General features: G+C 61.8%; 22 protein-coding genes and 1 pseudogene. 14 read left to right on the forward strand and 9 right to left on the reverse strand.

The annotated features are described in order from the left end of the window. Positions 1 to 8 precede the first annotated feature (8 nt). The 3 genes from BM364_RS17000 to gnd all read right to left on the reverse strand — a co-directional run bounded on the left by BM364_RS17000 (position 9) and on the right by gnd (position 2,708). Positions 9 to 719: a J domain-containing protein gene (locus BM364_RS17000; protein WP_092426710.1), complete on the reverse strand. Its 711-nt coding sequence runs from the start codon at positions 717 to 719 to the stop codon at positions 9 to 11. After that, a complete protein-coding gene (locus BM364_RS17005) occupies positions 719 to 1,438 on the reverse strand; it encodes a hypothetical protein (protein ID WP_092426712.1) in 720 nt (239 codons plus the stop codon). The genes BM364_RS17000 and BM364_RS17005 overlap by 1 nt, the downstream gene beginning before the upstream one ends. Positions 1,439 to 1,574: 136 nt before the next feature. After that, entirely contained in the window at positions 1,575 to 2,708 is a 1,134-nt protein-coding gene (gene gnd / locus BM364_RS17010) for a phosphogluconate dehydrogenase (NAD(+)-dependent, decarboxylating) (RefSeq protein ID WP_244542934.1), read from the reverse strand. A gap of 52 nt (positions 2,709 to 2,760) precedes the next feature. Between gnd and dgt the strand changes: the two genes are divergently transcribed. The 13 genes and pseudogenes from dgt to BM364_RS17075 all read left to right on the forward strand — a co-directional run bounded on the left by dgt (position 2,761) and on the right by BM364_RS17075 (position 16,636). Further along, positions 2,761 to 4,158, forward strand: a complete 1,398-nt coding sequence (gene dgt, locus BM364_RS17015; protein ID WP_244542935.1) for a dGTP triphosphohydrolase — start codon at positions 2,761 to 2,763, stop codon at positions 4,156 to 4,158. A gap of 96 nt (positions 4,159 to 4,254) precedes the next feature. Further along, positions 4,255 to 4,527, forward strand: a complete 273-nt coding sequence (locus BM364_RS17020) for a DUF3253 domain-containing protein (protein WP_092426714.1) — start codon at positions 4,255 to 4,257, stop codon at positions 4,525 to 4,527. Positions 4,528 to 4,541: 14 nt separating this feature from the next. After that, positions 4,542 to 5,171 (forward strand): annotated as a pseudogene (locus BM364_RS17025) (hypothetical protein). A 136-nt stretch (positions 5,172 to 5,307) separates the two neighbouring features. Then, the gene (locus tag BM364_RS17030) at positions 5,308 to 6,573 is read left to right on the forward strand and encodes an MFS transporter (RefSeq protein WP_092426717.1); all 1,266 of its coding nucleotides are present in this window, start codon (positions 5,308 to 5,310) and stop codon (positions 6,571 to 6,573) included. Between the two features lie 164 nt (positions 6,574 to 6,737). Next, positions 6,738 to 6,986, forward strand: coding sequence for a hypothetical protein (locus tag BM364_RS17035; RefSeq protein ID WP_139232619.1), 249 nt, complete (start codon positions 6,738 to 6,740; stop codon positions 6,984 to 6,986). Between the two features lie 166 nt (positions 6,987 to 7,152). Beyond that, positions 7,153 to 7,596 carry a helix-turn-helix domain-containing protein gene (locus BM364_RS17040; protein WP_092426721.1) on the forward strand — a complete coding sequence of 148 codons (444 nt, stop codon included), beginning with the start codon at positions 7,153 to 7,155 and terminating at the stop codon, positions 7,594 to 7,596. Further along, a complete protein-coding gene (locus BM364_RS17045; protein WP_092426724.1) occupies positions 7,509 to 8,765 on the forward strand; it encodes an ABC transporter substrate-binding protein in 1,257 nt (418 codons plus the stop codon). Before BM364_RS17040 ends, BM364_RS17045 begins: the two co-directional genes overlap by 88 nt. Before the next feature lie 58 nt (positions 8,766 to 8,823). Further along, positions 8,824 to 9,693, forward strand: coding sequence for a carbohydrate ABC transporter permease (locus tag BM364_RS17050; protein ID WP_092427255.1), 870 nt, complete (start codon positions 8,824 to 8,826; stop codon positions 9,691 to 9,693). After that, complete coding sequence (locus BM364_RS17055) at positions 9,683 to 10,492, forward strand: carbohydrate ABC transporter permease (protein ID WP_092426726.1); 810 nt, start codon at positions 9,683 to 9,685, stop codon at positions 10,490 to 10,492. The genes BM364_RS17050 and BM364_RS17055 overlap by 11 nt, the downstream gene beginning before the upstream one ends. Before the next feature lie 23 nt (positions 10,493 to 10,515). Further along, positions 10,516 to 11,259 (forward strand): glycerophosphodiester phosphodiesterase family protein, encoded by a 744-nt coding sequence (locus BM364_RS17060; protein ID WP_092427258.1) that lies wholly within the window; start codon positions 10,516 to 10,518, stop codon positions 11,257 to 11,259. Beyond that, positions 11,256 to 12,281, forward strand: a complete 1,026-nt coding sequence (locus BM364_RS17065) for an ABC transporter ATP-binding protein (RefSeq protein WP_092426728.1) — start codon at positions 11,256 to 11,258, stop codon at positions 12,279 to 12,281. The genes BM364_RS17060 and BM364_RS17065 overlap by 4 nt, the downstream gene beginning before the upstream one ends. Next, positions 12,278 to 13,156 (forward strand): MurR/RpiR family transcriptional regulator, encoded by an 879-nt coding sequence (locus BM364_RS17070; RefSeq protein WP_342028868.1) that lies wholly within the window; start codon positions 12,278 to 12,280, stop codon positions 13,154 to 13,156. The genes BM364_RS17065 and BM364_RS17070 overlap by 4 nt, the downstream gene beginning before the upstream one ends. 183 nt (positions 13,157 to 13,339) lie before the next feature. Then, complete coding sequence (locus tag BM364_RS17075) at positions 13,340 to 16,636, forward strand: DEAD/DEAH box helicase (RefSeq protein ID WP_139232620.1); 3,297 nt, start codon at positions 13,340 to 13,342, stop codon at positions 16,634 to 16,636. Here BM364_RS17075 and BM364_RS17080 read toward each other — a convergent pair. From BM364_RS17080 to BM364_RS17095, 6 genes are all read right to left on the reverse strand, one after another. Beyond that, the gene (locus BM364_RS17080) at positions 16,626 to 18,887 is read right to left on the reverse strand and encodes a glycosyltransferase (protein WP_092426732.1); all 2,262 of its coding nucleotides are present in this window, start codon (positions 18,885 to 18,887) and stop codon (positions 16,626 to 16,628) included. The genes BM364_RS17075 and BM364_RS17080 overlap by 11 nt on opposite strands. Continuing rightward, positions 18,884 to 19,978: a zinc-dependent alcohol dehydrogenase gene (locus tag BM364_RS18820; protein WP_342028869.1), complete on the reverse strand. Its 1,095-nt coding sequence runs from the start codon at positions 19,976 to 19,978 to the stop codon at positions 18,884 to 18,886. The genes BM364_RS17080 and BM364_RS18820 overlap by 4 nt, the downstream gene beginning before the upstream one ends. Next, on the reverse strand, positions 19,978 to 20,949 hold the full coding sequence (locus BM364_RS18825; protein WP_342028870.1) for a Gfo/Idh/MocA family protein: 972 nt from the start codon (positions 20,947 to 20,949) through the stop codon (positions 19,978 to 19,980). Before BM364_RS18825 ends, BM364_RS18820 begins: the two co-directional genes overlap by 1 nt. After that, the gene (locus BM364_RS18830) at positions 20,946 to 22,055 is read right to left on the reverse strand and encodes a glycosyltransferase family 4 protein (RefSeq protein WP_342028871.1); all 1,110 of its coding nucleotides are present in this window, start codon (positions 22,053 to 22,055) and stop codon (positions 20,946 to 20,948) included. The genes BM364_RS18825 and BM364_RS18830 overlap by 4 nt, the downstream gene beginning before the upstream one ends. Next, the gene (gene glf, locus BM364_RS17090; RefSeq protein ID WP_092427264.1) at positions 22,052 to 24,253 is read right to left on the reverse strand and encodes a UDP-galactopyranose mutase; all 2,202 of its coding nucleotides are present in this window, start codon (positions 24,251 to 24,253) and stop codon (positions 22,052 to 22,054) included. Before glf ends, BM364_RS18830 begins: the two co-directional genes overlap by 4 nt. A 94-nt stretch (positions 24,254 to 24,347) precedes the next feature. Beyond that, on the reverse strand, positions 24,348 to 25,523 hold the full coding sequence (locus BM364_RS17095) for a glycosyltransferase (RefSeq protein ID WP_092426734.1): 1,176 nt from the start codon (positions 25,521 to 25,523) through the stop codon (positions 24,348 to 24,350). Positions 25,524 to 25,741: 218 nt separating this feature from the next. Between BM364_RS17095 and BM364_RS17100 the strand changes: the two genes are divergently transcribed. Next, the gene (locus BM364_RS17100) at positions 25,742 to 26,539 is read left to right on the forward strand and encodes a siderophore ferric iron reductase (protein WP_092426736.1); all 798 of its coding nucleotides are present in this window, start codon (positions 25,742 to 25,744) and stop codon (positions 26,537 to 26,539) included. Positions 26,540 to 26,547 lie beyond the last annotated feature (8 nt).

Consider the following 26,547-nt stretch of genomic DNA (forward strand, 5'->3'; position numbering starts at 1 on the left):
CTGCCATTCTACTCTTTGCGGACGGAATCGAGCAGGGTATCGCGAGCCTGATTGATCTTGGCTGCCAGATAGCTCGAGCCGCCATGATCAGGATGGAGCGCTTTCATCAGTTCGCGATGAGCGGCGCGGATTTCTTCGGCGCCTGCTCCCGGCGCGAGGCCGAGCACGTCATAAGCCTCGGCAATGGGATCGGAATGGCTGGTCTGTCCTGAAGACTCGTCCGCAGAGTCCCCGGCGAAATATTCGCGCCAGCCGCTGCGATTGACATCGAGCCAGCTCTCAAGAAGGCTCAAGCTGTCCTGGTCGCCCTCGATCTCGGCGAGAAGGGTTCGCGTTTCCCACTCGTCCAGATCCATCAAGTCCATGCCCGCGAACTGACCATTAAGCACCCGGCCATGAACAGCGCCGGTATCGTGGTCGAGTTCCATAGCGAAGCGATAGCTGCGAACTTCGGAGACATTGCCCGAAGCGCCCTCGGGAGCATCGAAGGAGAAAGGCCCCAGCTTGCCGGTCCGCAGCACCGCGAAGGCGGTTACCCCCAGAAACAGCGCCAGATCAAAGCGCCTCGCGACCAACATGAACCCGGCAAGAAGAAAGCCACCGCCGACAACGAGCCAGCGCAGGGCACGCATGCGCACCCGCGGCGAAAGTTTGCTGATGTGATTATAGGCGGCGAGCCCTGCAAGAAGCGCCAAGGCGCCAAGAAAAACGTAGCCCATCAGGGCAACTGCGCTAGAAGAGCGCGCGCCTGCGCACTCGATTGCAGTTTCAGCGCAGCCTTGCCTCCGCCGGCATAAGCCGCAACAGCCTTGAGCAGATCGGCCAGTTGACCCGGTGCCGAAGCGTCGAACCGGGCATAAGCGCCCTTACTGAGGCGAGCGAAGTCGCGGAAAGCGGCTTCCACGCGGCTATCGCTGCCCTCCTGGAAAATGAAAAGCGGCAGGCCCAAAAGGCCCAGCTGTCCTGCTTTCTCAGCGAGGTCATCGACGTTTTCCTCGATGGCGTCGCCCACATAGATCACGGCATCGATCTTCTGCTTGGCGCGCTCGGACCGGGCATGGGCAAAGACCTTGCCGATCTGGGTGTGCCCGCCGCGGCAATCGATGCGGCTCATCAGGGTTGCCAGCGCTTCCCCGTCGCGCACCCATTTGCTGGCGCGGCATTCGCCGAAGCCGCGGAAATAGAGCAACTGCACCTGAAGTGCGCTTGGCTTGGGAATGGCGCGGAACATCTCGGCCTGGAGCTGGCAGGCGAGATCCCAGGTGGGCTGGCGGCTCATGGTGGCATCGAGTGCAAACAGCAACCGCCCATCCTCTCCGCTATTGGGCCGGCCCATGGCGCCAACCTTTTCCACGAAGGCGGCGATATCGCTCCTGACCTCGCCGCGTAGGGGCGGGGTTGCGCTCTTGGTGGGACTGGGTCGGGAATCCTTGGCCATAGGATGAATATGTGGGCCCCGGCGGCGCGCCGCAAGTGGCCCTGAGGTCGCGCCGGCGGGGATCGTGCGCAGGCTCACACCTTGCGCCTCTAGTCGAAACAAAGCCGGATCGCGCCATTGCACTGGCGGGCGGCGCTTATTTTTCTTCGTGTCCACCGAATGAGTAGCGCATGGCCGAGAGAAGCTTGTTGGCAAAGGCATCGTTGTCGCGCGAGGCAAAGCGATTAAAGAGCGCAGAAGAAAGGACCGGCGCCGGGACGCCGGTTTCGATGGCGGCCTGGAGCGTCCAGCGGCCTTCTCCTGAATCGGAAACCTTGCCGCCGAAACGGGACAAACTGGCATCATCCTTGAGAGTCTGGGCCGTCAGGTCCAGCAGCCACGATCCGATCACGCTGCCGTGCCGCCACACCTCGGTGACTGCGGCAAGGTCGATATCGAAGCGGTAGTATTCGGGATTGTGGAGGGGCGCGGTCTCGGCATCCACCGCGCGCTCTTCGCTGCCGGCATTGGCTGCCTTGAGGATGTTGAGGCCTTCGGCATAGGCGGCCATGATGCCGTATTCAATGCCGTTGTGCACCATCTTGACGAGGTGTCCGGCCCCGGCCGGGCCGCAATGGAGATAGCCCTGGCTGGCGGTATCTTCGGTGCCGGGCGTCCCGCCCGTACCATCGCGACCAGGGGAGAGAGCTGCAAGAATAGGGTCGAGCCGCTTCACTGCGTCGGCTGCGCCACCCACCATCAGGCTATAGCCGCGCTCAAGGCCCCAGACGCCGCCGCTTGTGCCGACATCGACATAGGCGATGCCCCCCGGCGCCAATTCGGCAGCCAGGTCCACGGCATCCCGATAGTTGGAATTGCCGCCATCGATCAGAATGTCCCCAGGCGTCATCTGAGCGGCGAGCTGACGCGCGATCCTGCCCGTGATTGCGGCAGGCAGCATCAGCCAGACGGCCCGGGGTTTGTCGAGCTTGCTCAGAAGCTCTCCTATATCGGCGGCACCGACCGCGCCTTCGGCAACCAGATCGGCGACGCTTTGCGGATCGAGATCATGCACCACGCAGTGATGCCCTGCCTGCATCAGGCGCCGGACCATATTGGCTCCCATGCGACCTAGACCGATCATTCCCAGCTGCATGTGTGCGCTCCTTTGCGTGGTGTTTGTGTGGTTTGCGACGTGGACCCGACATTCGCCCGCTTCCAACGTTAACCCGCGCGCCAGAATAAGGTGAAGACCGCCGACTGGTCGTTGCTCGGCGCCACTCTTCCTCACTCAAAAACAACGAGTGCTGAGCCACTTGGTTCAAGCTCCGGGGATAGTGAGTTTGATCCGCGCCGCCGACCATAGTAGGCATGCCGAAATCTTTGCGGGGATGGGCATGAACTGGAACCAATTGCTGTGCAGCGAACGGCTGGGAGACAAAAACTACCAGCCGGGCCTTAATCGCTCGATCTTCGTGCAGGATCATGACCGGATCGTCTTTTCCGCCCCGTTTCGACGGCTCGCCAACAAGACCCAGGTCCAGCCTCTTTACGAGCACGACCACGTGCACCACCGTCTGATCCATTCGATCGAAGTGAGCAGCGTGGGGCGCTCGCTCGCCATGAAGATCGGCCACTGGCTGGAGCAGCAGGGGCATATCGAGCCTGAGGACGTGAGCAGCCTTGCCAATGTGGTCCAGGCAGCCTGTGTCGCTCATGACATCGGCAATCCGCCTTTCGGTCATTCAGGCGAAGAAGCCATGGGCGCCTGGTTTGCCGAACGGTTCGACAGCGACCAGGGCCTTGTGCGTGATCTGGAGCCGGAGCTGCGTTCACAGTTCATCCGGTTTGAAGGCAATGCCCAGGGGTTCCGCATCATCACGCGGCTCGAAATGTATCGCAATGCCGGAGGCATGCGGCTGTCTAAGGCGACGCTGGGTGCCTTCACCAAATATCCGGTCAGTGCTGGCACGCTCGATACGCTGAAAGCGGGCAACAAGGCGGGTTATGCCGGACTGAAGAAATTCGGCATCTTCGGGGCCGAACTGCCGCTCTTTGCCGAGGTCGCTGCGAGCCTTGGGCTTGTGGAAGAAGCCGAAGGCGGCACGTGCTGGTGGCGGCGCCACCCACTCGTCTTCGTGGTCGAGGCGGCGGACGATATCTGCTACAATATCGTTGATCTGGAAGACGCCTTCACCACCGGCGAACTGCCGTTCGAGGTTGTCAAGAAGCTGTTGCATGAGGCCGCAGGCAAGCCCAATCGCGATGTGACAGGGTACAGCCAGGCCGAGCACATCGCCCTTTTGCGCGCCTTGAGCATCGGTAAGGCGATCGACAGTTGCGTCGAGGCCTTTGTCAGCCACTATGAAGCGATCATGAGCGGCACGTTTTCCAGTTCGCTTGTCGAAGCGGGGCCTTTGGCGCAACTGTTCAACAGGATCCGCAAGGTTTCGCGCGACCAGATCTTCACGGCGCGCCGGAAGACCGAGCTTGAACTCTCGGGCCGGCGTACGCTGGGCAATGTCATGTCGGGCATCCTGCCAGTCTATGAGGACCTGGCGCGGGTAGATTGGGACGCCAACAAGCTCAAGGACCACAGCCGGCAACTGGTGCGGGCGCTCGATCTCGATCTGCGCGACATCGGCACACCGGCACAGGCGCTGCATGCGCTTGCCGATTTCACCTCGGGCATGACGGATCGTTATGCCCTGCGCATGTCACGTATGCTTTCGGGCACCTGAGCGCGAGGCGGCTCTGTAGACCCATCTGGGTAGAACCATTGGGGTCTTCCGGGCGTTCGTCTTTCAGTGGCAGAAGTAGACACCATAGTGAGCGTGATGTCGGGGACCGAGGCGCGGCAGCAGGCAAGGGACGGGATTCTGGGCTTTGTCCGGCGCCGGGCAGGAAAAACCACCTGCCCCAGCGAAGTGGCCCGACAATTGGCCGAGAGCGAGGGAGAACCCGAGGCGTGGCGCACCTATATGGATGTGGTCCATGCAGCGGTCGATGATCTTCTCGAACAGGATAGAATCCATCTGAGCTGGAAATCGAAATCCATGCCCACTCGATCCGGTCCTTATCGGATCAGCGGCCGCCACGAGAAATCCTGAAAGACCTGGCCGGCATGCCCAGCAAGATACCCTTCGAAGACATCACTGCTTGTGTCGCCAAATGGGCCATACCTCCATCGGCGTCATTCGGATCGCCCGTGCGTGCCAAGGGCATAGTGCAGGAATTGCGCACCTATTTGCCCCGCGCTGTCCAGAAATCCCTGCAATTGGTTGAGGGCGGGCTCGAGATGCGCATGCCTGCCGGCAGCGAGCAGGATTTCGCCAGAGCCTCGGCGATCATCGGGGAAAGGCTGCCGACGATCGGGCAGCGGCAGGTGCTGCCGCGGGAAATCGAGGACATTCTCGAGATCAAGGCAGGAGAACGCCGGCGCTGGCTGGCCGATGGCCGCCTGCAGAGCGCCGGCACAAAGACGGTGAAGCTGCGCGGACGGGCCAGAAGCATCACCTTCCATGTCTTCGACCCCGCACATGTCGCAACCATCCGGGACGAAGGGCTTGTCGATGCATGGCGCGAAGCGGATGCCGAACGCGCCGCGGAAAAGCGGCGTGAAGCGGCTTGGGCGCGGGTTCGGCGCAAGAGCGACTAGGCCGGGCGCGCTCCTCCGTCCAAGGACCGTGACGACGATGAGCGGCCCCGGTTGCGCGGCTGGGCCGAATTTGCCCGTGATGGTCTTCTCAAGTAGCGAACAAGGTCCGGCAGCATGCCGTGCTTGCATGCTGAGACGCAACTGTTCGGCGCCGAGGCGCTTTGATCCCCTGAGATGGCGCCGGAGGCGTCAGGCTCCAAGCTGATCGCCTACCCCGGCACGGAGAGACCTCTTGCAACCCCTCGCAAAGCCCGCCCCGATCCTTGCTGCGCTCTCGATCCTGCTTAGCGTCGCCTTTTTGATCATGGGCAATGGCTTGCAGCTGATGCTGCTGCCCATTCGGGGTGGGCTGGAAGGCTTCAGCTCTTTCCAGATCGGGCTCTTGGGGTCGGGCTATTTTTTCGGCTTCGTGCTGGGCTGCGCCTTCACGCCGCTGATGATCATGCGGGTGGGCCATATCCGTACCTTTGCCGCACTGGTGGCTATCGCCTCGGCAGCCGCACTCGGATTTCCCATGGCGATCGATGCGGTGGTGTGGGTCGGGTTGCGCATGATCACCGGCTTCTGCCTTGCCGGACTTTACCTCGTGGTCGAAAGCTGGCTCAACGACCAGGCCACCAACGAGACGCGCGGTGTGCTGATCTCGACCTATGTGACGGTCAATTTCACAGTCATCACCCTGGGGCAGATGATGGTGACGCTGTTCCAGCCGTCCTCGTTCATGCTGTTTTCCATCGCTTCGGTTCTGATGTCGCTGGCCGCCGTGCCTATCGTGATGACGCGGTCGAGCCAGCCGCCACCGATCACCTTTGTCCGCTTCCGGCCCATGCGCATGTTCCGTCTGTCGCCCACGGGCACGGTTTCGATCTTTCTGATCGGGTTGGCGACCGGTTCGTTCTGGGCCCTGGCGCCGACCTATGCCAGCACGGTCAGCGGCAGCATCAATGACGCGGCCCTGTTCATGAGTGCCGCGGTTCTGGGTGGCGCCCTGGCACAACTGCCAAGCGGCAAGATTTCAGATCGCGTCGACCGGCGGCTGGTGCTTATTGGGCTTGCCGCCTGCTGTGCCGCCATTGGCGTCGTTCTGTTGCTGACCTCGGGCACGCCGGTCTATTGGCTTGGGCTTGCCGCGGCTTTCGGTGCGGGCCTCCTGCCCAGTTATGCCATTGCGGCGGCTCACGTGTTCGACTTTGCCGAGCGATCCGACTATGTGGAGATTTCGGCCGGTCTTTTGCTGTTGAACGGCATCGGCTCGACCATTGGCCCGATGCTGGCTTCGCTCAGCATCGAGATCTGGGGTCCGACGGGGTTCTTCCTTGCCAATGCAGCAATACAATCGAGCTTGATCGGCTTTGTGTTCCTGCGCCTCCGACAGCGTGAAGGCTTGCCCGTTGAAGAAAAGCAGACCTTCGATCTCGGCACCAGTGCCGCAGTGGCCGTGGTGGGCGACGAGGACGCAGTTCAGCTCAGCGATCTCGTCGTCACGGAAACGACCTGAGGGGCTCGCCGCAGTTCACCAGGCCTGATGGCGGCCTCGCCTCGGCCGGGTCTAGACCGATCGGCTTATCGAGACTGGCTGGCATTGCCCTTAATCTCTGTCTCACGCTCCCGTAAGCGAGGGTGGGTTAGGATCGAGCTGAGGGCGAAACAGCGAGGATACTTATGATGAAAGCAATGGTGATCGCTGCCGTATTGGTGCTGGTGGGCGGTGCAACAGTCCAGGCGCAGCAGAACAATTGGGGGCAGGAAGTCAAATCCTGCAATCAGACGGACTGCTATCCAGGTGGAACCTCTCGCGGCGAGTATGTCAAAGAGCAGGCAAGGGATGGCGACGGTCCGGGATATGGATCGGAAATCCATGAACTGGCCAACCCTGGCAAATCCAGTCCACGCGCCGAAAAATTTCGCTAAGCTGAAGGGCCCTCCGGGGCCCTTTCACTTGCAGGCCTTCCAACGCAGTGAGAAGAGACCGGCAGTGGCTGTATGAGTCCGCGTGTGTGCGGCTGGGCAAGAGGCCGCCAAGCGGTGATACAGCAAGGATTACGCTGCAGGACGCAATCAATCCTACACTCAACCTCTGCCTTGTCACCGTTGCCGAAACGCGCAGTTTCACCTGTCTTCCCAGCGCCTCAGCCTGCGTCAATCAACGATCAGTCAGCATATCAAACGACTTGAAGAGCAGGCCGGTCAACCGTTGCTGTCGCGGACTACACAGCGGTCAGCGCTTCGGAAGACCTTGCCCGGCGCTATGCGCCAGAGGCTGATGCTGCACTGCCGCAGGACATGGGCAGCCCCGCACCTGTCGCCGAGCGAATTTCCCCATCGCGGGGCTGACGAGGCGCGACGTCACCAAAGTTTCGCAGAACCGTCAGCAAAGCGTTGGGGAGAGGCTTTAGGTCCCTCGCATGCAATTCCAATTGCAGGGAGACCCAAATGTCGCGCAAATTGCACACTTCGATTGCAGCCAGCCTCCTGGTGCTGGCCGTTTCCGCCACTGCCGCACAGGCTCAGACGACGGTGACCTTCTGGCATAGCTTCAACAATGCCAACGGTCGTGCGCTGGACGAGATCGTCGCCAACTTCGAGGCGGTGCATCCAGAAATCAACATCGAAGCCGAATATGTCGGCAACTACAATGACATCGTTGCGCGGCTGCAGGCGGCGATCCCGGCTAATCGGGGCCCGGATGCCGTGATCCTTGAAGTGACGCGCTATGGCCTCTTTGCGGACGCAGGCGTTCTGGCCGATCTCACGCCCTATTTCGACGCCGATCCGCTCAAGGACGAGCTCTACGATTATGCCCGCCAGATCGGCGTCATCGGCGAAAAGAACTTCATCGTGCCGTTCAACTCCTCGACGCCGGTTCTTTACTACAACAAGGACGTTCTGGCACGCGCCGGGATCGAGGGCGAGCCGGATCTCAAGACGTTCGATGCCATCACGACCGCAGCCCGTTCCGTGAACGAAACGCTTGGGGCGGAGGGGATTACCGGCATCGCCGCCCCCGGTCAGTTCGCACGCTGGGGCCTCGTCATGGCCAATGGCAGCGACCTGATAGATCCCATGAGCGGAGAAATCCTGCTCGATGATCCCAAGACCCTTGAAGCCTATGAGTGGATGGCTTCGCTTGTCACCGAAGGCCTCGCTTCGGCCGATGGCGTGACCGAAGAAGACAATGGCCGGGATGCCTTTCTTGCCGGCAAGGTCGGCATCATGATGAACTCAACAGGCAACTATGTCGGCTCGCGCAGTGCGCTCGGCGACAAGCTGGGCGTTCTGCCCATGCCCTGCAATCCCGATTGCGCCGTGCCCATCGGCGGCGCCGGGATCGGCATCATGGCGACCTCGCAGCAGGACGTGCAGGATGCGGCCTATGAGTTCGTCAGCTATGCCGCGTCGCCAGAAGCCAACGCCATCTGGTTTGCGGCCACCGGCTACCTGCCGATCAACAAGAATTCGGCCGAGCTGCCGGTCGCTGCCGACGCGCTGGCCAGCCAGCCGGGCATCGATGTGGCGATCAACTCCCTGCCCCATGCCCATGGCCGTGCCCGCACGCCGGTCGTGACCTGGATGCGCACCACCGAATACGACATGTGGCAGGCCATGGCGCTCGGCCAACGCCCCGTTGCCGAGACAATGACCCAGTTTGCCGCCGACACGCGCGCCGAAGCTGCCCGCCTCGGCAACTGAGCCATCCTTGTTCGATCAGGCAGTGGGCGATGTCCACTGCCGCTTTCCCGTTGAAGCCATGTCCCCAAAGCTCACGCCCTATCTTCTGGTCGCGCCGCTTCTCGCGTTTATTGCGGTGTTCACCTATATTCCCATCTTCACGAGCATCGACCTGAGCTTTCGGTCCTGGAACTTCATGTCGCCCGACATGCCGTTCGTCGGGCTCGACAACTACGCCCGGCTGCTCGGCTCCCAGAGCTTTTGGAACTCGATGAGCGTGACGACGATCTTTGCCGTCGTTTCGGTGCCGCTGCGGCTTGCCTTGGCGCTGGCGATCGCGAGTTATCTCAAGCGCGAGGCTGCAAGCTCGCGCGTGCTGCGCGGAGCGCTGTTTCTACCCACCATCACCTCGACCGTGTCCATCGCGGTGGTTTTTTCCTGGGTGTTTTCGACCGATTACGGGCTGGCCAATGCGTTTCTCTCCGCCCTTGGCCTGGGCAAGATGCCTTGGCTGCAGGATCCTACGCTGGCGCTGCTTGTCCTGATCCTGATCAACACCTGGAAGCAGTTGGGTTACGATGTCATCATCTACATCGCAGGTCTGCAAGCGGTTCCGCAGGAGCTTTACGACGCTGCCGCCATCGACGGAGGCAAGCGCTGGCAGGTTTTCCGGCGCGTGACCGTGCCGCTGATCATGCCCACGACCTATTTCCTGCTGGTCGTTTCGGTAATCGAGGCCTTTCAGGTCTTTACAATCATCAACGTCATGACCCGCGGCGGGCCGGCCGGGGCCACCGACATGCTGGTACACCTGCTCTACCGTACCGGTTTCGTGCTGTTCGACATCGGCACCGGCTCGGCGCTCGCCGTCATCCTTTTTGCGCTGCTGATCGTCCTCGCGCTCCTCAAGTCCCGCATCGTCGGAAGTAAGGTGCATTATGAAGCTTAAGGACAAGGGACTGAGCGCCCTCGCCATTGCCGCAGGCATCGTCTTCCTGTCGCCCGTGCTTTACTCGATCTGGATGTCGTTTCAGACGGCGCAGTCCTACTATACCGGTGGGTTTGAACCCACGCTCGGCAACTACGCTACCGCCATCGGCCAGTATAATTTCGCGCGCTATCTCTTCAACAGCCTGCTTGTCTCGGGCCTTGTGACCATCGCGGGCCTGGCGGTGGCGACAACCGCCGCCTTCGCTTTCGCGCGGTTCGACTTCAAGGGGCGGGACCTGCTGTTCGGGCTGGTGGTGGCAACACTGATGATTCCGAGCCACATCACGCTTATTCCCAACTATCTGACGCTTGCCCGGGCCGGACTGCTCGACACCTATGCGGGACTGGTGCTGCCAGCCATCTCCAATGGTTTTGCAGCGTTCTTTTTGCGCCAGTATATCCGCGGGATACCCAAGGCGCTCGACGAGGCCGCCTATATGGATGGCGCCACCCCGCTGCAGGTGCTCTGGCGTGTCATCGTGCCGATATCGCGCCCCGCCATTTTTTCGATGGGCCTCTATATCTTCCTGGGCGAGTGGAACAACTATATCTGGCCGCTGGTCGCAGTGGGCAAGCAGGACCTTTACACGCTGCAGCTCGGCCTGGCCCGACTCTACAGCATCAATCCGGGAGAAGGGCTGATCGACTGGCCGTTGGTCATGGCTGCCTCCACCATCACCATCCTGCCTGTGCTGTTCGGCTTTTTCCTTGTGGAGCGCCACCTGGTGCGCGGCATCACCATGGGGGCCGTCAAATGAAAAACGATCAAGGACAACCGACGATGACACGCATCGCTTCCCACCGCGGGGGAACGCTCGAATTTGGCGACAGCACGCCACGGGGCTTCCGCGCCACTGCTGCCATGGCACTCGAAGAGGTTGAATTCGACCTGCACCCCACCCGGGACGGCGCGATCATGGTGCATCACGACGCAACGCTGGATCGAACGACGGACGGGAGCGGAGTGATCGCAGAACTCAGCGAAGCTGAGATGCGCGCGGCAACCATCAACTTCAGCGGCGGCGAACATCCGCTCTCGCTGGCCGAACTCTGCGCCATATATGCCGGCTCGCACGTCGATTTCCGCTGCGAGCTCAAACCAGGGAGCGACGGCCTTCCGTACCGAGACTTTGTTTCAAAGGTCGTTGAAACACTGCGGGCACATAACATGCTGGAGCGCACGCGGTTTTCCTCGTTTCTGCTCGAAACGCTGGAGGAAATCGGGGCAATCACTGATCGGCCAAGCCTCTGGCTCGTAAGCCCGCCGGTTTTGCGTCAGGTGGGATCGGCGGCGCTGATCCAGATCATGCGCGACAAGGGGATCGGCGAGATCGGCGTCCATGTCGATGATGCCAGCGCCGAGCTGATGTCGGCTTTCACCCAAAACGGCATCTCCTTTGGCTGTTGGGCTGCCCACAGCGCTGCCCAGATCAACAAGGCGCTCGATCTAAGGGTCAAGGTTTTCACCACCGATCGGCCTAGCCTCGCCCTTGCCATGCGCCAGCAGCGGGAGACACGGTCATGAGCGCGGTCGATCTGATCGACATCCGCAAGAGCTATGCCAATGGCAGCCCGGTCCTGCACGGACTTTCCATGCAGATCCAAGCGGGTGAGTTCATCGTCATCGTCGGTCCTTCCGGCTGTGGCAAATCTACCCTGCTCCGACTCATCGCGGGGCTTGAGCGGGCAGATAGCGGGGAAATTCGCATCGGCGAGCAGCGGGCCAACGACCTGCCCCCGCAGCATCGCGACATCGCCATGATCTTCCAGAACTACGCGCTTTATCCGCATATGAGCGTGCGGGAAAATATCGCCTTTGGTTTGGAATTGCGGGGTATGGCCAAGGCGGAACGCAATGCCCGAGCCGATAGCGTCGCACATACGCTGCAACTGACGCCCTATCTTGATCGCAAGCCGGCCGCGCTTTCCGGCGGGCAGCGCCAACGCGTCGCCATGGGCCGGGCGATGGCGCGGGAAACCTCGATCTTCCTGATGGACGAGCCGCTCTCCAACCTCGACAATGCGCTGCGCATTGCCATGCGCACCGAGATCAAGGAACTGCACCGCCAGCTGGGCGCGACCATGGTTTATGTGACGCATGACCAGACCGAGGCCTTGTCACTTGCCGATCGCATCGCAGTGATGAAGGATGGGCACCTGCTGCAGTTCGATACGCCCGAAGCGATCTATGACCGGCCGGCGCACCGGTTTGTCGCCGGCTTCCTTGGCGCGCCGCCCATGAACTTTTTACCGAGCGAACGCGTGCCGGGGGCTCTTGGGGGCAAGGAGATCACCATCGGTCTTCGTCCCGAACATCTCAAGGTGCGAACGGGCGAGCCGCAGGGCAAGGGATTGCCGGTGCGCATCCTTCTTTCGGAAATGACCGGAGCAACGGTGATCCTTCATTGCGAGAGCGATGCGGGCCGGCTGACCCTTAACTGTGCTCGATCCGAAGTGCCGCCCCCTAGCGCTGCGCTCTGGGTCGAATATGATTTGTCGAAGGCGCTTTATTTCGACGCAGCGGGCCGGCTGGTGAATCTGTCGTGATCGATAGTCAGGACGCGGTGTCCCACGCCTTGCGGGAGCTGATCAGCCGCCACGCCGCCCGGCTGACGCCAGCCGACGAGCGCTTGCTTGGCGTTCTAACCCAGGACCCGGTTCGCGCCGCCATCGAAAACGGCGCGGTGGTCTCCTCGCGGGCGGGCGTTCACCCTGCCTCTGCCGTGCGCTTGGCGCGGCGACTGGGGTTTTCAGGCTATCCGGAATTTCGCAGCTTCATTCAGGCCAGCCTTATGGATGGCTCGGGCGACTTCGAAAGCCCGGCAGCCCGGATGGCCGCGCGCCTCGTCAAGGCCGGAGACGGGGGTGTCCTCGCCTCCGTTCTTGATAGCGAGATCGCAGCGCTCGAGCAGGTGCGATCAGCTGTGTCGGATAGCGAAATCCGGCAGTTTTCGGGAGTGATCCGCAAGGCCCGACGCGTCTTCGTCTTCGGGCGCGGCCATTTCGGCGCGCTGGCAGCACTCGTCGCTTTGCGGCTCAACCGGTCCGGTTATTCTGCTGTCGACCTCAACAGCCAGCTCCACCAATTGCCTGAAGCGCTGGTCGAGATGTCGGAGAGCGACGTCCTCTGGCTGTTCGCCTTTCGCCGCACGGTTCCGGTTCTCAAGGAAGTGCGGGCGATAGCTGCTAGTCGGGGTACGTGCACCCTCGCCATCACCGATCTGGGAGGCGCCAGAATCGATCCCGGCCCCGATCACCATATCGCCATATCCCGCGGTGCTGTCGGCGAGTCACAGTCCCTTGTCGTACCGATGACGATCGCCAATGCAGTCATTCTCGATCTGGCCGCGACCGATGACGGGCGCTCCATCCGTTCTCTCCAAAGCTTCAAATCCTTCCGGGCCGATTCCGGGCTCTCCTGATCCGGGGTTCTACAGGCGAGACGCAAGTCGTTCTGCATCTGCCGGAACCCAAGCCAGAGCGGACGTATTGGGGCAGGAACGGAGTTTCTTGCATGTCCCCAATTTGGCCTCAGTGCCTTTCGCCTCTACCCTTGCACCTTGGTCGAATGGTGAGACACGAAGTCCTTGGCGGAGTGGCGGCTCGTGGATAAGCGCGACAATCCAGCCATGCCTGCCCCGCTGTCACCTGCCGGCGTTCCAAACCAGGAGGCGGCACAAGCAAAGCCACCGACGCAGGCGCCGGCAGCAGCTGTGGGGTTCCGGCTGGCCCAAGCTTTCACGGGCTCAAGCGGCAGTCTGTGCTATATCGCCTCAAGCGAAAGGCGGAGCGAAGAGACGGCGCGCGCCCTTGCCTGCTTTGCGCCCGAAGCCGATCGAGTGCACCTGCGCCCCTGGGATTGCCTCCCCTATGATCGGGCGAGGCCATCGAGCGAGAGCATGGGGCGGCGCATGGCCAGTCTCCGGCGGTTGGCCGAGCCTTCGTCGGTCAAATACCTTGTCCTGACTTCACCCCAGGCCATCGTGCAGAAAGTGCCGCCACGAGCGGTGGTGGCAAAGGCACTGCTCACGCTGCGTGCCGGTGATGGGCTTGATCGCGAGGCCTTCGAGCGCTTCGTTCTTGCAACGGGCTATGTGATCGACGACCGGGTGGATGAACCCGGCGAGGTTGCGCTGCGCGGCAATGTCGTCGAAGTTTTTCCAGCAGATGCCGATGCGCCGATCCGCATCACCGAAGAAGACGGCACCATGGCATCCATGACGCGCTACGACGCGCGCAGTCAGCGCTCGCTCGACGAAATCACAGTTCTCGACCTGGGCCCGGCTTCGGAGCTTATCGCAGACGAGCCTTGCGAGGGAGAAGCGGATGAACACAGGATAGGTGAGTGGTATGATGCACTTGAAACAGTGTTCGACTACCTGCCTGATGCACGTCTTGTTGCTTCGTCAGCGACCCTTGAGCGGATAGAGGAGATTTTCGAGCAGATCCAGGAAGCCCACGCAACGGCATCCGAGTTCGGCGGGGCGAGAAAGCCACGGCCCGTGGACGAACTCTATCTCGATGCAGCGGCCTGGCGCAAAGCCTCGAATAAGGCCGGCACGCTCGATCTTGACCTCGATGGTCTCGAAGCGGTGCCGGATTTTTCCGCTGCGCGGAGCGCGGGGTCGGCGCTAAGCAAATTCGTCGAGGAGCAGCTGACGCTCAAGCGAGCCGTGGTCATCTGCGGCTCTTCCGCAGAGGCGGGGCCGTTGCAAAGGATTCTGCGGCGGCAGCGTATCGAGGCCGAGGAACTCGACGGCGCAATCTTCGATATCTGCGGCACGGCAGGCGTGTTCACGGCGTCTTTCGATCTCGATGAAGGGTTCATCGATGCCGAAGCAGGCCTTGCGGTTGTTGCGGCTGCAGATGTTTTGGGCACACGGCTCCACCAGACGCGTTCGGCAGAGGATCTTCTAGCTCCCGTGGAACTGCGCGTGGGCGATGTTGTGGTGCATGAGGATCATGGCGTCGGCATTTTGGAAGATCTGACGCGGATAGAGGTCGATGGCCTTGCCCAGGATACGATCCGGCTGGGCTATCATGGCGGCGCTACGCTGATGGTGCCGGTCGAGGATTTCAGCAAAGTCTGGCGCTATGGGGCAGAACCCGAAGCGGTCACGCTTGACCGGCTCAACACGGACGCCTGGCACAAGAAACGCGCAAAAGTCAGCGCCGAGATCGAGGAGGCAGCCGCTCGCCTTGCCGAACTTGCCGAGGATCGGCTTGCAGCCAAAGCGCCGGTGCTCCGTACGCCCAAATCAGCCTATCAGCGCCTTGCCGCGCGCTTTCCCTATGCCGAAACACCCGACCAGGCCGCAGCCATTGCAGCGGTTCTCGACGATATCGGCTCTGGCCGGCAGATGAACCGGCTTATCTGCGGCGATGTCGGTTTTGGCAAGACCGAGGTGGCCTTACGGGCTGCGGCAGCGGCCGCGCTTGCCGGAAAGCAGGTGGCGATGGTGGCGCCCACCACAGTTCTGGCGCGACAGCACCTTCATAGTTTTGAGCGGCGCTTTGCCGGGACCGATATCAGCGTGGGCCATCTATCGCGGCTGAATTCGGCAGCCGAGAACAAGCAGGTTAAAACACAGCTCGAGAGTGGGGAGCTCCGCATCGTCGTGGCAACACACGCCATCGCCGCAGATGATGTGAGCATGCCAGAGCTCGGCCTTGTGATCCTTGACGAGGAGCAGCGCTTTGGAGCCAGGATCAAGCGCCAGCTGCACGAGATGGCCCAGGGGGTGCACATGCTCTCGATGAGCGCGACGCCCATTCCGCGAACATTGCAGGCCGCCATGGTGGGGCTGCAGGATGCCAGCATTATTGCCACCCCGCCCGCCAGACGGAGGCCAATCCGGACCTTTTTCGTGCCCTATGATGCTGCATCGGCACGCACCGCACTGCTGCGCGAAAAGCGCCGGAACGGGCAAAGCTTTGTCGTGGTGCCGCGGATCGAGGATATCGAAACCCTTGCCGCTGAACTGGCGCGGATCGTGCCAGACCTTGTGGTGGTCAAGGCGCATGGCGAACTGCCGGCCAAGGAGATCGACACCGTTCTTCTCGGCTTCGCCAATGGCGAGGGCGATGTGCTGCTGGCCACCAATATCATCGAGAGCGGGCTCGATGTGCCGCGCGCCAATACGATGCTGATCTGGCGTGCCGACCGGTTCGGCCTCGCCCAGTTGCATCAATTGCGCGGCCGGGTTGGGCGTGGCCGAGCCCAGGGCATCGCCTATCTTTATACCGAACCGGACCAGGAGATCTCGGAAACGACGCGGGCGCGGCTTTCAACGCTTGAAGCCTTCGACCGACTGGGCGCGGGCTTTGAGATCAGTGCACGGGATCTGGAATTGCGCGGGGCGGGGGACCTTCTCGGTGAAGACCAAGCCGGTCACCTCCATCTGATCGGAGCGAGCCTTTACCAGCAATTGCTGGAACAGGCGCTGCGACGCGCCAAGGGCGAACAAGCCGAGACAATGCGAACAGCGCGCCTCAACCTGGGTTTGTCAGGCAGTTTCCCGGTCGACTACCTGCCTGAGGCTGTGTTGCGGATCAACCTTTACGCCCGCCTGCAGCGATTGCGGCGGGCAGAGGAGATCGACGACTTCGCCGATGAACTGGAGGACCGGTTCGGCGAGCGCCCGGCGGAGGTGGACTTGCTGCTCGATTTAGCCCGCTTCGGCATCAAGGCTGCAGATCTCGGCGTCGTTCAGATCGACGCCGGCCCCTTGGCCATTGCCCTTACTCCAGCGGATAAACGAGCTGCCAAACGCCTCGCCGCAGCATCCAAGACCTTCGAAGCGACGGGGGAGCGCCTCGTGCACAAACTTGCGGAGGGCACACAGCCGCTTGAGGCGCTCACAGCCTTGCTCGACCAACTGACTGCGGCGATCAAGCGGTGACGAGTTCATCCCGTCGATCGGGCGCTGGTGGAGCGAGGCGCGTCCAGCGCGCCAGCTCCTCGGCAAGCGGCTGGTAAATCGCCCTCTTTTCACCCGAGAAATCTTGCTCCAAAAGCCCGTTCTGGCAGGGCCTGTCATCGTCCCAACCGAAGTGATTGAGGATAGGATAAAGGCACAGGCCTTCCAGGGGCACGCCTCTGGCCTGCGCTTTGGCCACCTCGCCGGCGGCATAGCGGAGCCAATCGGGGCGCGCTTCGAACTCGGTGCCGGTCTCGGCAAGCAGGATGGGGCGGCCATAGCGGCCATGAATCTCCATCAGCAGCCGATGAAGCGGACGATACTGATGATGCCAGCGATCGATCGGGGGGCCACCATGGATCCACTGATTGTTGCTGTAATAATTGACACCCACGATATCGAGCAGACGCGGGCTGCCGCCGAGTTGGGGCCAAGCCAAACCTGCGAGCATGTCCCAGCCCTGATACTGCGCCTGGCGGTGTCCTTCGGCTGCCCAGAACTCGTGCGGGCGCTCATGCGCGGTAATCACATTAATCGCGGGGTCGCAGTGAACGAAGCGGGCCCGCGGGTCGATGTCGAGGATGGCGTGCATGGCTGCGATCGCTGCCCGAACCAGTTGCACCTTCAATTCGAAGCCGCGGCCACGCGCAAAGGGATTGAGATAGCCGGCATCGCCCCCGCCCCAGGCGGTGAACGAAATCTCGTTGACGGGACAATAAAAAGGCACCCTGTCCGAGCTTTCCCGCACGTGGCGGGCAGCGGCGCGCGCAAAGGCGGCGAAACGGGTGACGAACTCGGGCTGCCAGATATCGAGATCGTCCGGCCAGCCATAATGAAAGAGGTCCCAGATGACCTGCGTGCCCGCGTTCTCGGCAGCAGAGAGCATCGGCGCGATGCTCGACCAGTCATAATGGCCAGGCGAAGTCTCGATCAGGTGCCAGCGGAACCCATCGCGAACGGTGCGAAGGCCCAGAGTGCTCAACTGGCGGTAGTCAGCCTCGGCGTGCCGATCGTGATGGCTCGAAGCGATGATGTCGAGCCGCTTGCCATTGCCAAGGCAATGGGTCGAGCATTCGAACCCACCCTGGTAGAAGGACTGGAATAGCGAAGGCTGGGGCGCCGCCGGGCGCTCGGAGACCACCCCGTCGATCAGCGCCCGCCACTGCGGTACGACGACGGCGGCGCTATAGGTGCTCTCGACCTTGGCCTTCAGGGCAGTACCCAACTGGCGACGAAGCGCCGGCGCGTCGAGCAGGCGCAGCATGGCACTGGCGACGGCTTGCGGCGCGCGATGTGGCACGAAGAGCCCCGATACGCCATCTTCGATCTGTTGCAGCGCACCGTTATCCGGCGTCGCGATCACCGGGAGTCCCGCGGCTCCCGCTTCGGCGATGACATGGGGCATGCCTTCCCCTTCGGAGAGCCAGGCAAAGATGTCCATGGCTGCAAGCAGGGCGGGCACGTCCCGCCGATCGCCGAGAAAGCGCAGCGCGTTCTGGAGGTTCTTGCTGAGCGCCAGCAGCTCCAGCCTTTCGGCATATTGGGGCATGAAGGCATCGGGGCCACCGACAACGAGAAAGCGTGTTTCGGGTCTTTGCTTATGAACGATCGCGGCGGCGGCGATGAAATCCTCGACACGTTTTTTCTCGTCCAGTCGGCCCACCCAGCCAATCAAAGGGGTAGCAGCGCCGATGCCGAGATCGGCCCGGATGCGCTCGCGGTCGCCAGGCGCGAATTCGGCGAGATCGACCATGGATGGGATTTCGACCGCATCGGCTTCGCGGCCGGTCATCTTGCCCGCTGCGGCATCGCGGATGGAGCGGCAGACACCGACATACCGGTTCGTGAAATGTTTGGGTCCGGCCAGTGCCTCTGATACCAGGCCGCCATGCTCGATCAGCGGCGGCCGGAGGTGAGCACGTTCGAGCGCTGGGTAGATATCTGCAACATTCTGGCAGGAGATCACGACATCATAGACCGCGATCTTGCGCGACAGGTAGGCAACAGTGTCCCCGAAGGAAAGTGTATAGGGGACGGTATCGACATCCACACCCAGAGCACGCAATTGCTCATGCGTCTGAGCCGGCATGCCGGGCTTGTGGAAACAGGCGACGACATCAATGCGATAGAGCGCGGGGTCGAGCGTTTGGGCGAGAAGGCGGACTTCTGTTTCCTCGCCACCGACAACGAGCCAGGCAAAAACAAAGAGAATGCGGGTCGGTTCGGGTTTCAATCGGCCACCTTGAAGACGATCTGCAGGAAATCGGGGCGTTTCTCGACCAGTTCAGCAAGGAAGGCCGGGCCATCGTTGAAGGGCACGACATGCGTTATCGCCTCGCGACGCACGAAGTCTCCCACCGAGCGGAGCAGATCGAGGGTTTCGCCCGCAAGCCGCCGGCGGTCCCATTGATGATCAAGGCCCCGGGGCACGCGGTTGATCTGGGCGCATCGGAGCGTCAACCCGTTGTGATGGAATTCCTCCCCCAATCGCAGGGCATCGGCGCCACCCTGATAGAAGGCAAGATCGATGACGGTGCCTTGGGGCCGCAGCGAACGCAGAGCGGTGTGCAAGCTTGCGGGATGAGCGCGGGTTTGGAACACGAAATCGGCACCCCGTTCGCCTCCGCTATGCCATTGCGTCTTGGCGTGCTGAAGCGCTTGTTCTTCATCCATCGCCAGAATACCGAAGGCCTCGATCTTGCGTCGGCGATAGGGCGAGGGATCGGCGACGATCAATCCGGCCGCTTTCGCCCGCTGCGCAAAAAGCGCGGTCATCAAGCCCACGGTGCCGGCACCGGAAACGATGACGTGGCGGCCCATGATGCCCTGGCCCAACTGCTGCACCTGATTGCCTGCTATCTCGGCATCAGCATGGAGAATGCCATTGGCCGCAATGGGCCCCATCTGTCCCACGAATATGCCCAGGATGGGATCGAGTTCAGGCGGCATGGCGACGAGAACGTCGTGGGCAGGATCGGCAGTGTGGCCCGTCTTGTGCCCAAAGGTTGTGGCCAGCACGTCTCCTGCCTTGAAGGCGGAACTACGGCTTTCAAGCACACGGGCGCTTTCCATATAACCGAGGAAGGGCACCGGATAGTGAAGGCTCGGCTCACCCTGCTCGAACACACCCCGTTCCGAATTCCAGCGCGAAAAGAAATAGGGGTTGGTGTGCTTCATGAAGGTCAGCTCGGTGCCGGCCGAGAAGCCGGTATAAAGCGTCTGCAATTGCACCAGGCCCTCGCCGGGCGGGCCTTCATCATAACCGAAGTGATAGGCGCGACCCTCGTGCTCGATGCCCAGGGAACGGATGTGGCGATGAGGCATCAGCGCGCCGCCAGGTCGATCGGTTGCCCGGTCTGGGCGGACTGGTTGATGGCAAGAGCGATGCGATGGGTCTTGAGCGCTTCTGCATAGGAGCAGCGAATGCAGCTCGGCGCACCGCGCACCGCATCGATGAAGTCGCGGTCTTCACGCCATACGGGGTCGCCTTCGGCATGCCGAACGGGGCGGCCGGCGCCGACATCGATCATGATATCGTGGTCGGTCAATTCGAGCGCCAGGCCCTCGGCGAAAAGGTGGAGGCCCACCCTGTGCCCCCAGTTGAGCAGACAGGTTGAGCCGATATTGCCGATGGCGCCCGAGGCGAAGCGGAGGCTCGCCGTGCTGACGGTGGCGACATCCAGACCAGGGAAATCGGCACGATCCCTGTGCCCTGCCATAGCGAAAACCTGCGTCACATCACCCACCAGATATCGCGCGAGATCGATGATATGGGTTGTTTGCTCCACCATCTGACCGCCGGACTGATCCTGATGCCACCACCATTGCGGTGGCGGGGTCTGGTCGAGCCAATAACCGGAAACCAGTTGTGCAGGGCGTTGTTCGAGTTGGCGCCGGGCTTCTTCGACCGTATCGAGATAGCGCCAATGATAGCCGACCCCGGTGATCAAGCCTGCGGCATCGATCTTCGCGGCCAGTTCCTCGGCGAACTTCAGGTCGAGAGAAATGGGCTTTTCGACAAAGAACGGCAGTCCCTTGGCGATCACGGCGCGTTCGGCAGCGCCATGGGCAAAGGGCGGGATGCAAATATAGACGGCGTCCAGGCTTTCATCGGACAGCAGCTCGTCGTGGCTCCCGAATGCCCGGGCACCAAAGCGCGCGGCGGCAGCCAGGGCACGATCGAAGTCGACATCGGCAAAAGCCACGAGATCGACGTCGTCGAACTGCTCCAGCACGCCCAGGTGACGCTGAGCAATGCCGCCGGCGCCGATAAAGCCTATGCGAGTTCTATTCATGCGGAGCGAACCTGAGGTTGAGAGGATGGCGTAGGTAGAAGGGAGCTGTAGAGATCGGCGGTTTCAGCGGCCATGCGGCTGGCTTTGAACGTGCGGTCGAACCGCTGACGTCCAGCTTCGGCGGCGATGCGTGCGGCAACAGGATCGCTTAGAGCCGCCACGATGGCGGCGGCGAGATCATCGGCATTGGCGGGCTGGGCGAGGAAAGGATGCGCCTCACCCACCGCTTCGACACTGCCGCCGATCCGTGTTGCAACGACCGGCACGCCGGCAGCCATGGCTTCGAGCAGCACAAGCGGTAGACCTTCAAAAAGAGAGGGCAGTACTACCAGGTCTGCCGCGCTCAGGAGATCTGGAACATCGGCGCGATGGCCGAGCAAGGTAACAGCATCGGCAAGATCAGCCTCACGCACTTCGGTGCCGAGCTCTGGGAACTCGGGCCCCTCACCCACCCAGACGAAGCGCGACCTCGGCACTTGGGCGAGAACTTTTGGGACGGCTTCGAGCAGACTGCGATAGCCCTTTTGCGGAGTGAAGCGCGCAACGGTGAGCACCATCTGCGCATCTTCTGCAATACCGAGCGAGGATCGGATATCCTTGCGCTTGCCGCGTGAGACCTTCGGCTCGATGCCATTCAGGACCAACGCGAAACTATCGACCCCATGGCGAGACGTGAAGCTGTCATAAGCGGCGCGCGAAACCGTGATGACGCGATCCACTGACAACAAGCAGGCGCGATATTCTGCCTGCTGGACCGGGCTTGTCAGCAGGTAGGGCAGATGCTCGGTGCGAACGACCGGCAAGCCGGCTGCCTTGCCGATCCGTGTGAGATCGTGGCCTTCCCAACCGATGCCGGCATGCACATGGAGCAGGTCCGCGTATTGGGTCAGCCAGGTCTTGAACGGCTGCAGCGCGTACGGCTCGAACGCCTTGACGCGCAAGCCGGCCTCGGCAGCAGATTTCAGCAGTCCCTGTCCGCCCTCGCTCTCTCCTGCAGCAATAACGGCATCGAAACGGCCGGACATTGATTGGGCCAAAGTCAGCATGTGTTCGCCAAGGCCGGAGGGCTGAAGGCTATCGGTCGCCAGAACCACGACCGGCCTCATGAGCCCACCGTCGCATCGGCAGGCACGCTCATGCGGCGGTAGTGGGCAAGAGCCTGCCCCACCACCTGATCCATGTTGTAGTAGCGATAGGTCCCGAGCCGCCCGACGAAACTGACTTCTGGATGCGCTTCGGCAAGCGCCGCGTATTGCTTGTAGAGCGCAGCGTTCTCCGCCCTCGGAATAGGATAATACGGGTCGCCGTCTGCCTGGGGGAATTCGTAGCTGATCGAGGTCTGGCGGTGCACCTGCCCGGTCAGGTGCTTGTATTCGGTGATCCGGGTATAGGGCACGCTTTCGTCCGGATAGTTGACCACGGCCACCGGCTGGAACCGGCGCTGGTCAAGTGTTTCGTGCCGGAAAGCAAGGCTGCGATAAGGCAGCGCGCCGAAACGATGGCCGAAATATTCATCGATCGGACCTGTATAGATCACCCGGGGCGCAAGCCGCTCCTGGCGCAAGTCGGCGTAATCGGTGCCCAGTGCCAGATCGATATTGTCGTGATCAAGCATGTTCTCGAACATGGCGGTGTAGCCATGCAGCGGCATGGCCTGAAACGTGTCGAGGAAATAGCGATCGTCATCGTTGAAGCGGGTCGGTATCCGGGAGGTCACCGCCTTGTCGAGCTGGCTCGGATCGAGCCCCCATTGCTTGCGCGTATAGCCTTCGAAAAAGGTGCGGTAGAGTTCGGTGCCGACCTGTCCGATGACGACATCCTTTGATGTCCGCAAGTGCTCGACCGGCTCGGCCCGGCTGCGCAGGAAGGCTTCGACCTCCGATTCACACTTGAGATCAAGACCATAAAGGCTGTTGAGCGTCGTGCGATTGATCGGCATGGGCACCGTCTTGCCGTCGACCGCGGCCAATACCCGATGCTCATAGGGGCGCCATGCGGTGAAGCGGGACAAATAGCTGACGATGGCATCGCTGTTGGTGTGAAAGATATGCGGGCCATATTGGTGGACAAGAATGCCGACGGCATCGTGTTTGTCATAGGCGTTGCCGGCGACATGATTGCGCCGGTCGCAGAGGAGCACGCGCTGCCCGCCATCGGCTGCGAGCCGCTCGGCAAGAACGGATCCGGCAAAGCCAGCGCCGACAATCACGACATCATAGGCCGAGCGGCGCCTCGAACTGCGCATGGCCGGCAACCTGATCACGGGCCGTTCGGCACACATGGCTTCGTTCACGAGGCGCGACATCTGATCGAAAGTGCGATTCCAGGACATGGCTGCAAGCTTTTCATCGACTGCCGGCCGCCACGCGTCCGGCTCAAGCGCAAGGGCAGCCTCGCAGGCAGCGATGAACTCGGCTGGGGTGGCAGCGATGCGAACGGCGTCGAGCCCGCCATAGGTCGCAACGACATCAGTGATGGCGGTTGACACCACTGGGATCCCTGCCGCCAGATATTCGGGTGTCTTGGTGGGACTGATGAAGCGCGTTGCCTCGTTGATGGCAAAAGGCATCAGCGCCACGTCCCAGCCGGCGAGATAGGCAGGCAGATCGGCATAATCGCGCTGACCGACGAAGTGCAGATTCGAGACGCGTGGCAGGTCTTCAGCACTGATCTTGGCCAGCGGCCCGACCATGACCAGCGACCAGTCGGGCCGGCTTTTAGCTACCTCTTCAAGGAGCGCCAGATCGATCCGCTCGTCGATAACCCCATAGAATCCCAAGCGCGGCCCCGGCAGCGCTGCGAGGTCACCGGCCGGCGCCAGACCCTCGCGAGCCTGAGCGAAATGAGCGACATCGACGCTCGAGGGGAAGGCATGGATATTGTCATGCCGATCCCGCTTGGCGGCGTAAAGGCTCTCTCCGCCGGTGAAAACCACATCGGCGCGCTCGATCAACTCGGCTTCGAGTCCTTTGAGCCCGGGCGGGGCAAAACGGAAGTTGGCCAGCTCGTCCATGCAGTCGTAGACGACTGCGGCAGCCTCGACATGTTTGGCAAAGCCGAACATCATCGGACTATAGAACCAGAATATAGGCTTTGCGCCGCCCTGGAGGCGCAGCAAGGTATCGAGCAGGTCTTTAAGGGCGCCCTCGCGTTGCGCCTCGTTCCACCAGTGCGGGACGCGCGGGCGGATCGCGATCACCTCAGTGCCGGCGAATGGATGATATTCGAGATAGGCCAGGTGGTGGTCGGTCGGGATATATTCTTCAAAGAAGAAGACCTGCCGCTCGCGGGAAAAGCGCTGCATCAGGTGCTGCGGCCGTTGCAGCACGAAATCCCATCTCAGGTGCGAAAAGCAGATCAGCGGCGCAGCGCGTCCCGCGGGCAAAGCATCGAATTGGTCAGGCGGAAGCTGCTGGTTCAACCGAAGCTCCTTGCGGTTGGGTCATCTGGATCTGTTTCCTGGATGCGGCTGCGCTCAGAAGCTGCTCAAAGCGAGCAGTCGTGTGCGGCCATGTCCAGCAATCGAGCACCGTCTGGCGCGGGCTGAACCTGTCGGGGTGATCGATAGCCTCGATCAGGGCGTGCTCGAACCGTTCGGCCGGTGCCGCTATGCCGGTTTCGGGCGTGATATATTGCAAGCCGCATGCGAGCTCGGCATTGGCAACCACGGGGAGCCCAGCCAGCATATATTCGGTCAGAATGGCGGGTGCGCCATCCTCCACGCCGCAAACAACGCCGACCCTGGTCTCGTTCATCAGCCGGTTCACATCGGCGTGGCTCACGCCGGGTGGCTCGATGAAGTCGACCTCAACCCCCAGCGCATGCGCCTCTGCGCGCAGCACTGCGGCGTTTTCGCCATAGCCCATGACGCAGAGCGCAGTGAGTGGGCGCGGCGCCCGCGCCATGGCGCGGAACAGAATATCGTGCCGCTTATAGGGCTGGGCGGCGGCGACATAGATGATGTCGTAGCGCTTGGGGGCGCCAGTTGGAAAGAAGGTTTCGGGAGAAGCGAATTCAGGCCCAACAGGCATGATGGCCGCTGGCATATCCGAATGACGGTCGGCGACTACGTCGGACTGCCATTGCGCGCCGGTCAGCACCGCGTCGAAATGCCGGCTAATCTCGGGCGGCACTCTCAAGGCAGGCGCATCGATCGAATTGTAGATGATGAGGCTTTCCCGGCAGACTTCCAGAAGCGCTTCGCCCACCCCAAGACCCCAGACGCACAAAATGCGAGGGGCACCGTAGCGCTTGACGAACTCGATCATGCTCTCGGAATGAAAGGGGGCAAGGGGCTCGGTCAACGGAAACACCCGGCGAGCCAGGTAAGGGTTGTCCTGCCGGAACGATCCCATTCCGGTATCGTGGTGCCAAATCTCGCAAAACTGAGCCAAGCCGCTCTGCACTGCCGCTAGGGGCAAACGCTCCAGATAGCCCCCGATCACCGGCGGAACTGACTCGCTCTTGGGGGGAAGTTTCGGAGCGGTGTCATAGGGCTGTCCGCTGGGCGAGTGCTCGTGCTCAACCCGATCGCTAATAACGACTATCGCGGTGCGCAGGCCTTCTACCGACATACAAAGCTCCGCCGCGCTTGCGCATTCGCGCAAGTTGGATGCTGAAAACTGGGCTTTAGGCTAGTCCGCCACAACGTGGCCCTCATGAACGGTACCCCAGCCTTTAGGTTCCGTCATTATCCGCACTCCTCGTCAGCGAGGCATCAATGACAGGAAAGCCCTGAGGCTTTCCATGGCTGCTGTGGCGGGATAAGGAGAAGCGAACTTGGGAGATTGCCTTGGCAGGGCCCAGAAACTTTCTTTTTGCGCCCGATAGCGCCGATGTGGCTCTGACGCAGTTGCTGGCGACAGCGCGCCGCGTCACCGGCTTCATGGATGGAGCCCCAGGGGCGCCACTGCCCGGATGGTATCAGCCGGGGGGCGACAATCGCGCGGTGCTCGAAAACCTTCATGGCCGCCTTGCGACTGCGTTTCCCGATGCGGGGACGGCGTTCCATGCCGTGCGCCTTTGGACGAACCTAGTCTGGCAACCAGCCTATCTCGCGGTGATCGCAGTGCACGTCCATGGCGCCGTGCCTGATCTGCGTACCATGACGCAGGCGATCAAAGGGATCGACATCAGCGGCTTCCGCATGGTTGCCGGAGAACAATATCGCGCAGAGCCTGAAGCGATGATCGCCCAGGCCGGAGCGGATTTGCGCGCCCTAGCCAATGACATGCTCGGGGAAATCAACGCCATAACCCGGCTCAAGCCCATCACGGCCTTGCGCCTGCTCGCTGATCGCATTCTGGGACTGATGCTGCGGCTTGAGCACTATGCCGGGCTCGATACGGCAGGGCAGAAGCGCATGGCCGCACTTTGGATGGAGGCAACGAGTCTGACTGGGCAAGGGGATCTGGCATCCCTCTCGCTTGAGGATGGAAACGAGGTGCTGATCCTTGAGCGAAAAGGGTGTTGCCTCGACTATCGGGCTTTTCCTGGCCGCTATTGCAGCTCCTGCCCCAAGCAGGACAGCAAGGTACGGATCAGCCGTCAGATGGAGGAGGCGATCGCCGAGCGCGAGGTTTCAGCTTGAGGCCAGGG

The sequence above is a fragment of the Devosia crocina genome (assembly GCF_900116545.1).
Lineage (GTDB): Bacteria > Pseudomonadota > Alphaproteobacteria > Rhizobiales > Devosiaceae > Devosia > Devosia crocina.

What these genes read in the sequence shown, in the direction of transcription:
- BM364_RS17000 (WP_092426710.1), bottom strand. Translation starts at nt 719, where the DNA reads ATGGGCTACGTTTTTCTTGGCGCCTTGGCGCTTCTTGCAGGGCTCGCC.
- BM364_RS17005 (WP_092426712.1), bottom strand. Translation starts at nt 1,438, where the DNA reads ATGGCCAAGGATTCCCGACCCAGTCCCACCAAGAGCGCAACCCCGCCC.
- BM364_RS17020 (WP_092426714.1), top strand. Translation starts at nt 4,255, where the DNA reads ATGTCGGGGACCGAGGCGCGGCAGCAGGCAAGGGACGGGATTCTGGGC.
- BM364_RS17035 (WP_139232619.1), top strand. Translation starts at nt 6,738, where the DNA reads ATGATGAAAGCAATGGTGATCGCTGCCGTATTGGTGCTGGTGGGCGGT.
- BM364_RS17045 (WP_092426724.1), top strand. Translation starts at nt 7,509, where the DNA reads ATGTCGCGCAAATTGCACACTTCGATTGCAGCCAGCCTCCTGGTGCTG.
- BM364_RS17050 (WP_092427255.1), top strand. Translation starts at nt 8,824, where the DNA reads ATGTCCCCAAAGCTCACGCCCTATCTTCTGGTCGCGCCGCTTCTCGCG.
- BM364_RS17055 (WP_092426726.1), top strand. Translation starts at nt 9,683, where the DNA reads ATGAAGCTTAAGGACAAGGGACTGAGCGCCCTCGCCATTGCCGCAGGC.
- BM364_RS17060 (WP_092427258.1), top strand. Translation starts at nt 10,516, where the DNA reads ATGACACGCATCGCTTCCCACCGCGGGGGAACGCTCGAATTTGGCGAC.
- BM364_RS17065 (WP_092426728.1), top strand. Translation starts at nt 11,256, where the DNA reads ATGAGCGCGGTCGATCTGATCGACATCCGCAAGAGCTATGCCAATGGC.
- BM364_RS18820 (WP_342028869.1), bottom strand. Translation starts at nt 19,978, where the DNA reads ATGCCTCATCGCCACATCCGTTCCCTGGGCATCGAGCACGAGGGTCGC.
- BM364_RS18825 (WP_342028870.1), bottom strand. Translation starts at nt 20,949, where the DNA reads ATGAATAGAACTCGCATAGGCTTTATCGGCGCCGGCGGCATTGCTCAG.
- BM364_RS18830 (WP_342028871.1), bottom strand. Translation starts at nt 22,055, where the DNA reads ATGAGGCCGGTCGTGGTTCTGGCGACCGATAGCCTTCAGCCCTCCGGC.
- glf (WP_092427264.1), bottom strand. Translation starts at nt 24,253, where the DNA reads ATGCAGCGCTTTTCCCGCGAGCGGCAGGTCTTCTTCTTTGAAGAATAT.
- BM364_RS17095 (WP_092426734.1), bottom strand. Translation starts at nt 25,523, where the DNA reads ATGTCGGTAGAAGGCCTGCGCACCGCGATAGTCGTTATTAGCGATCGG.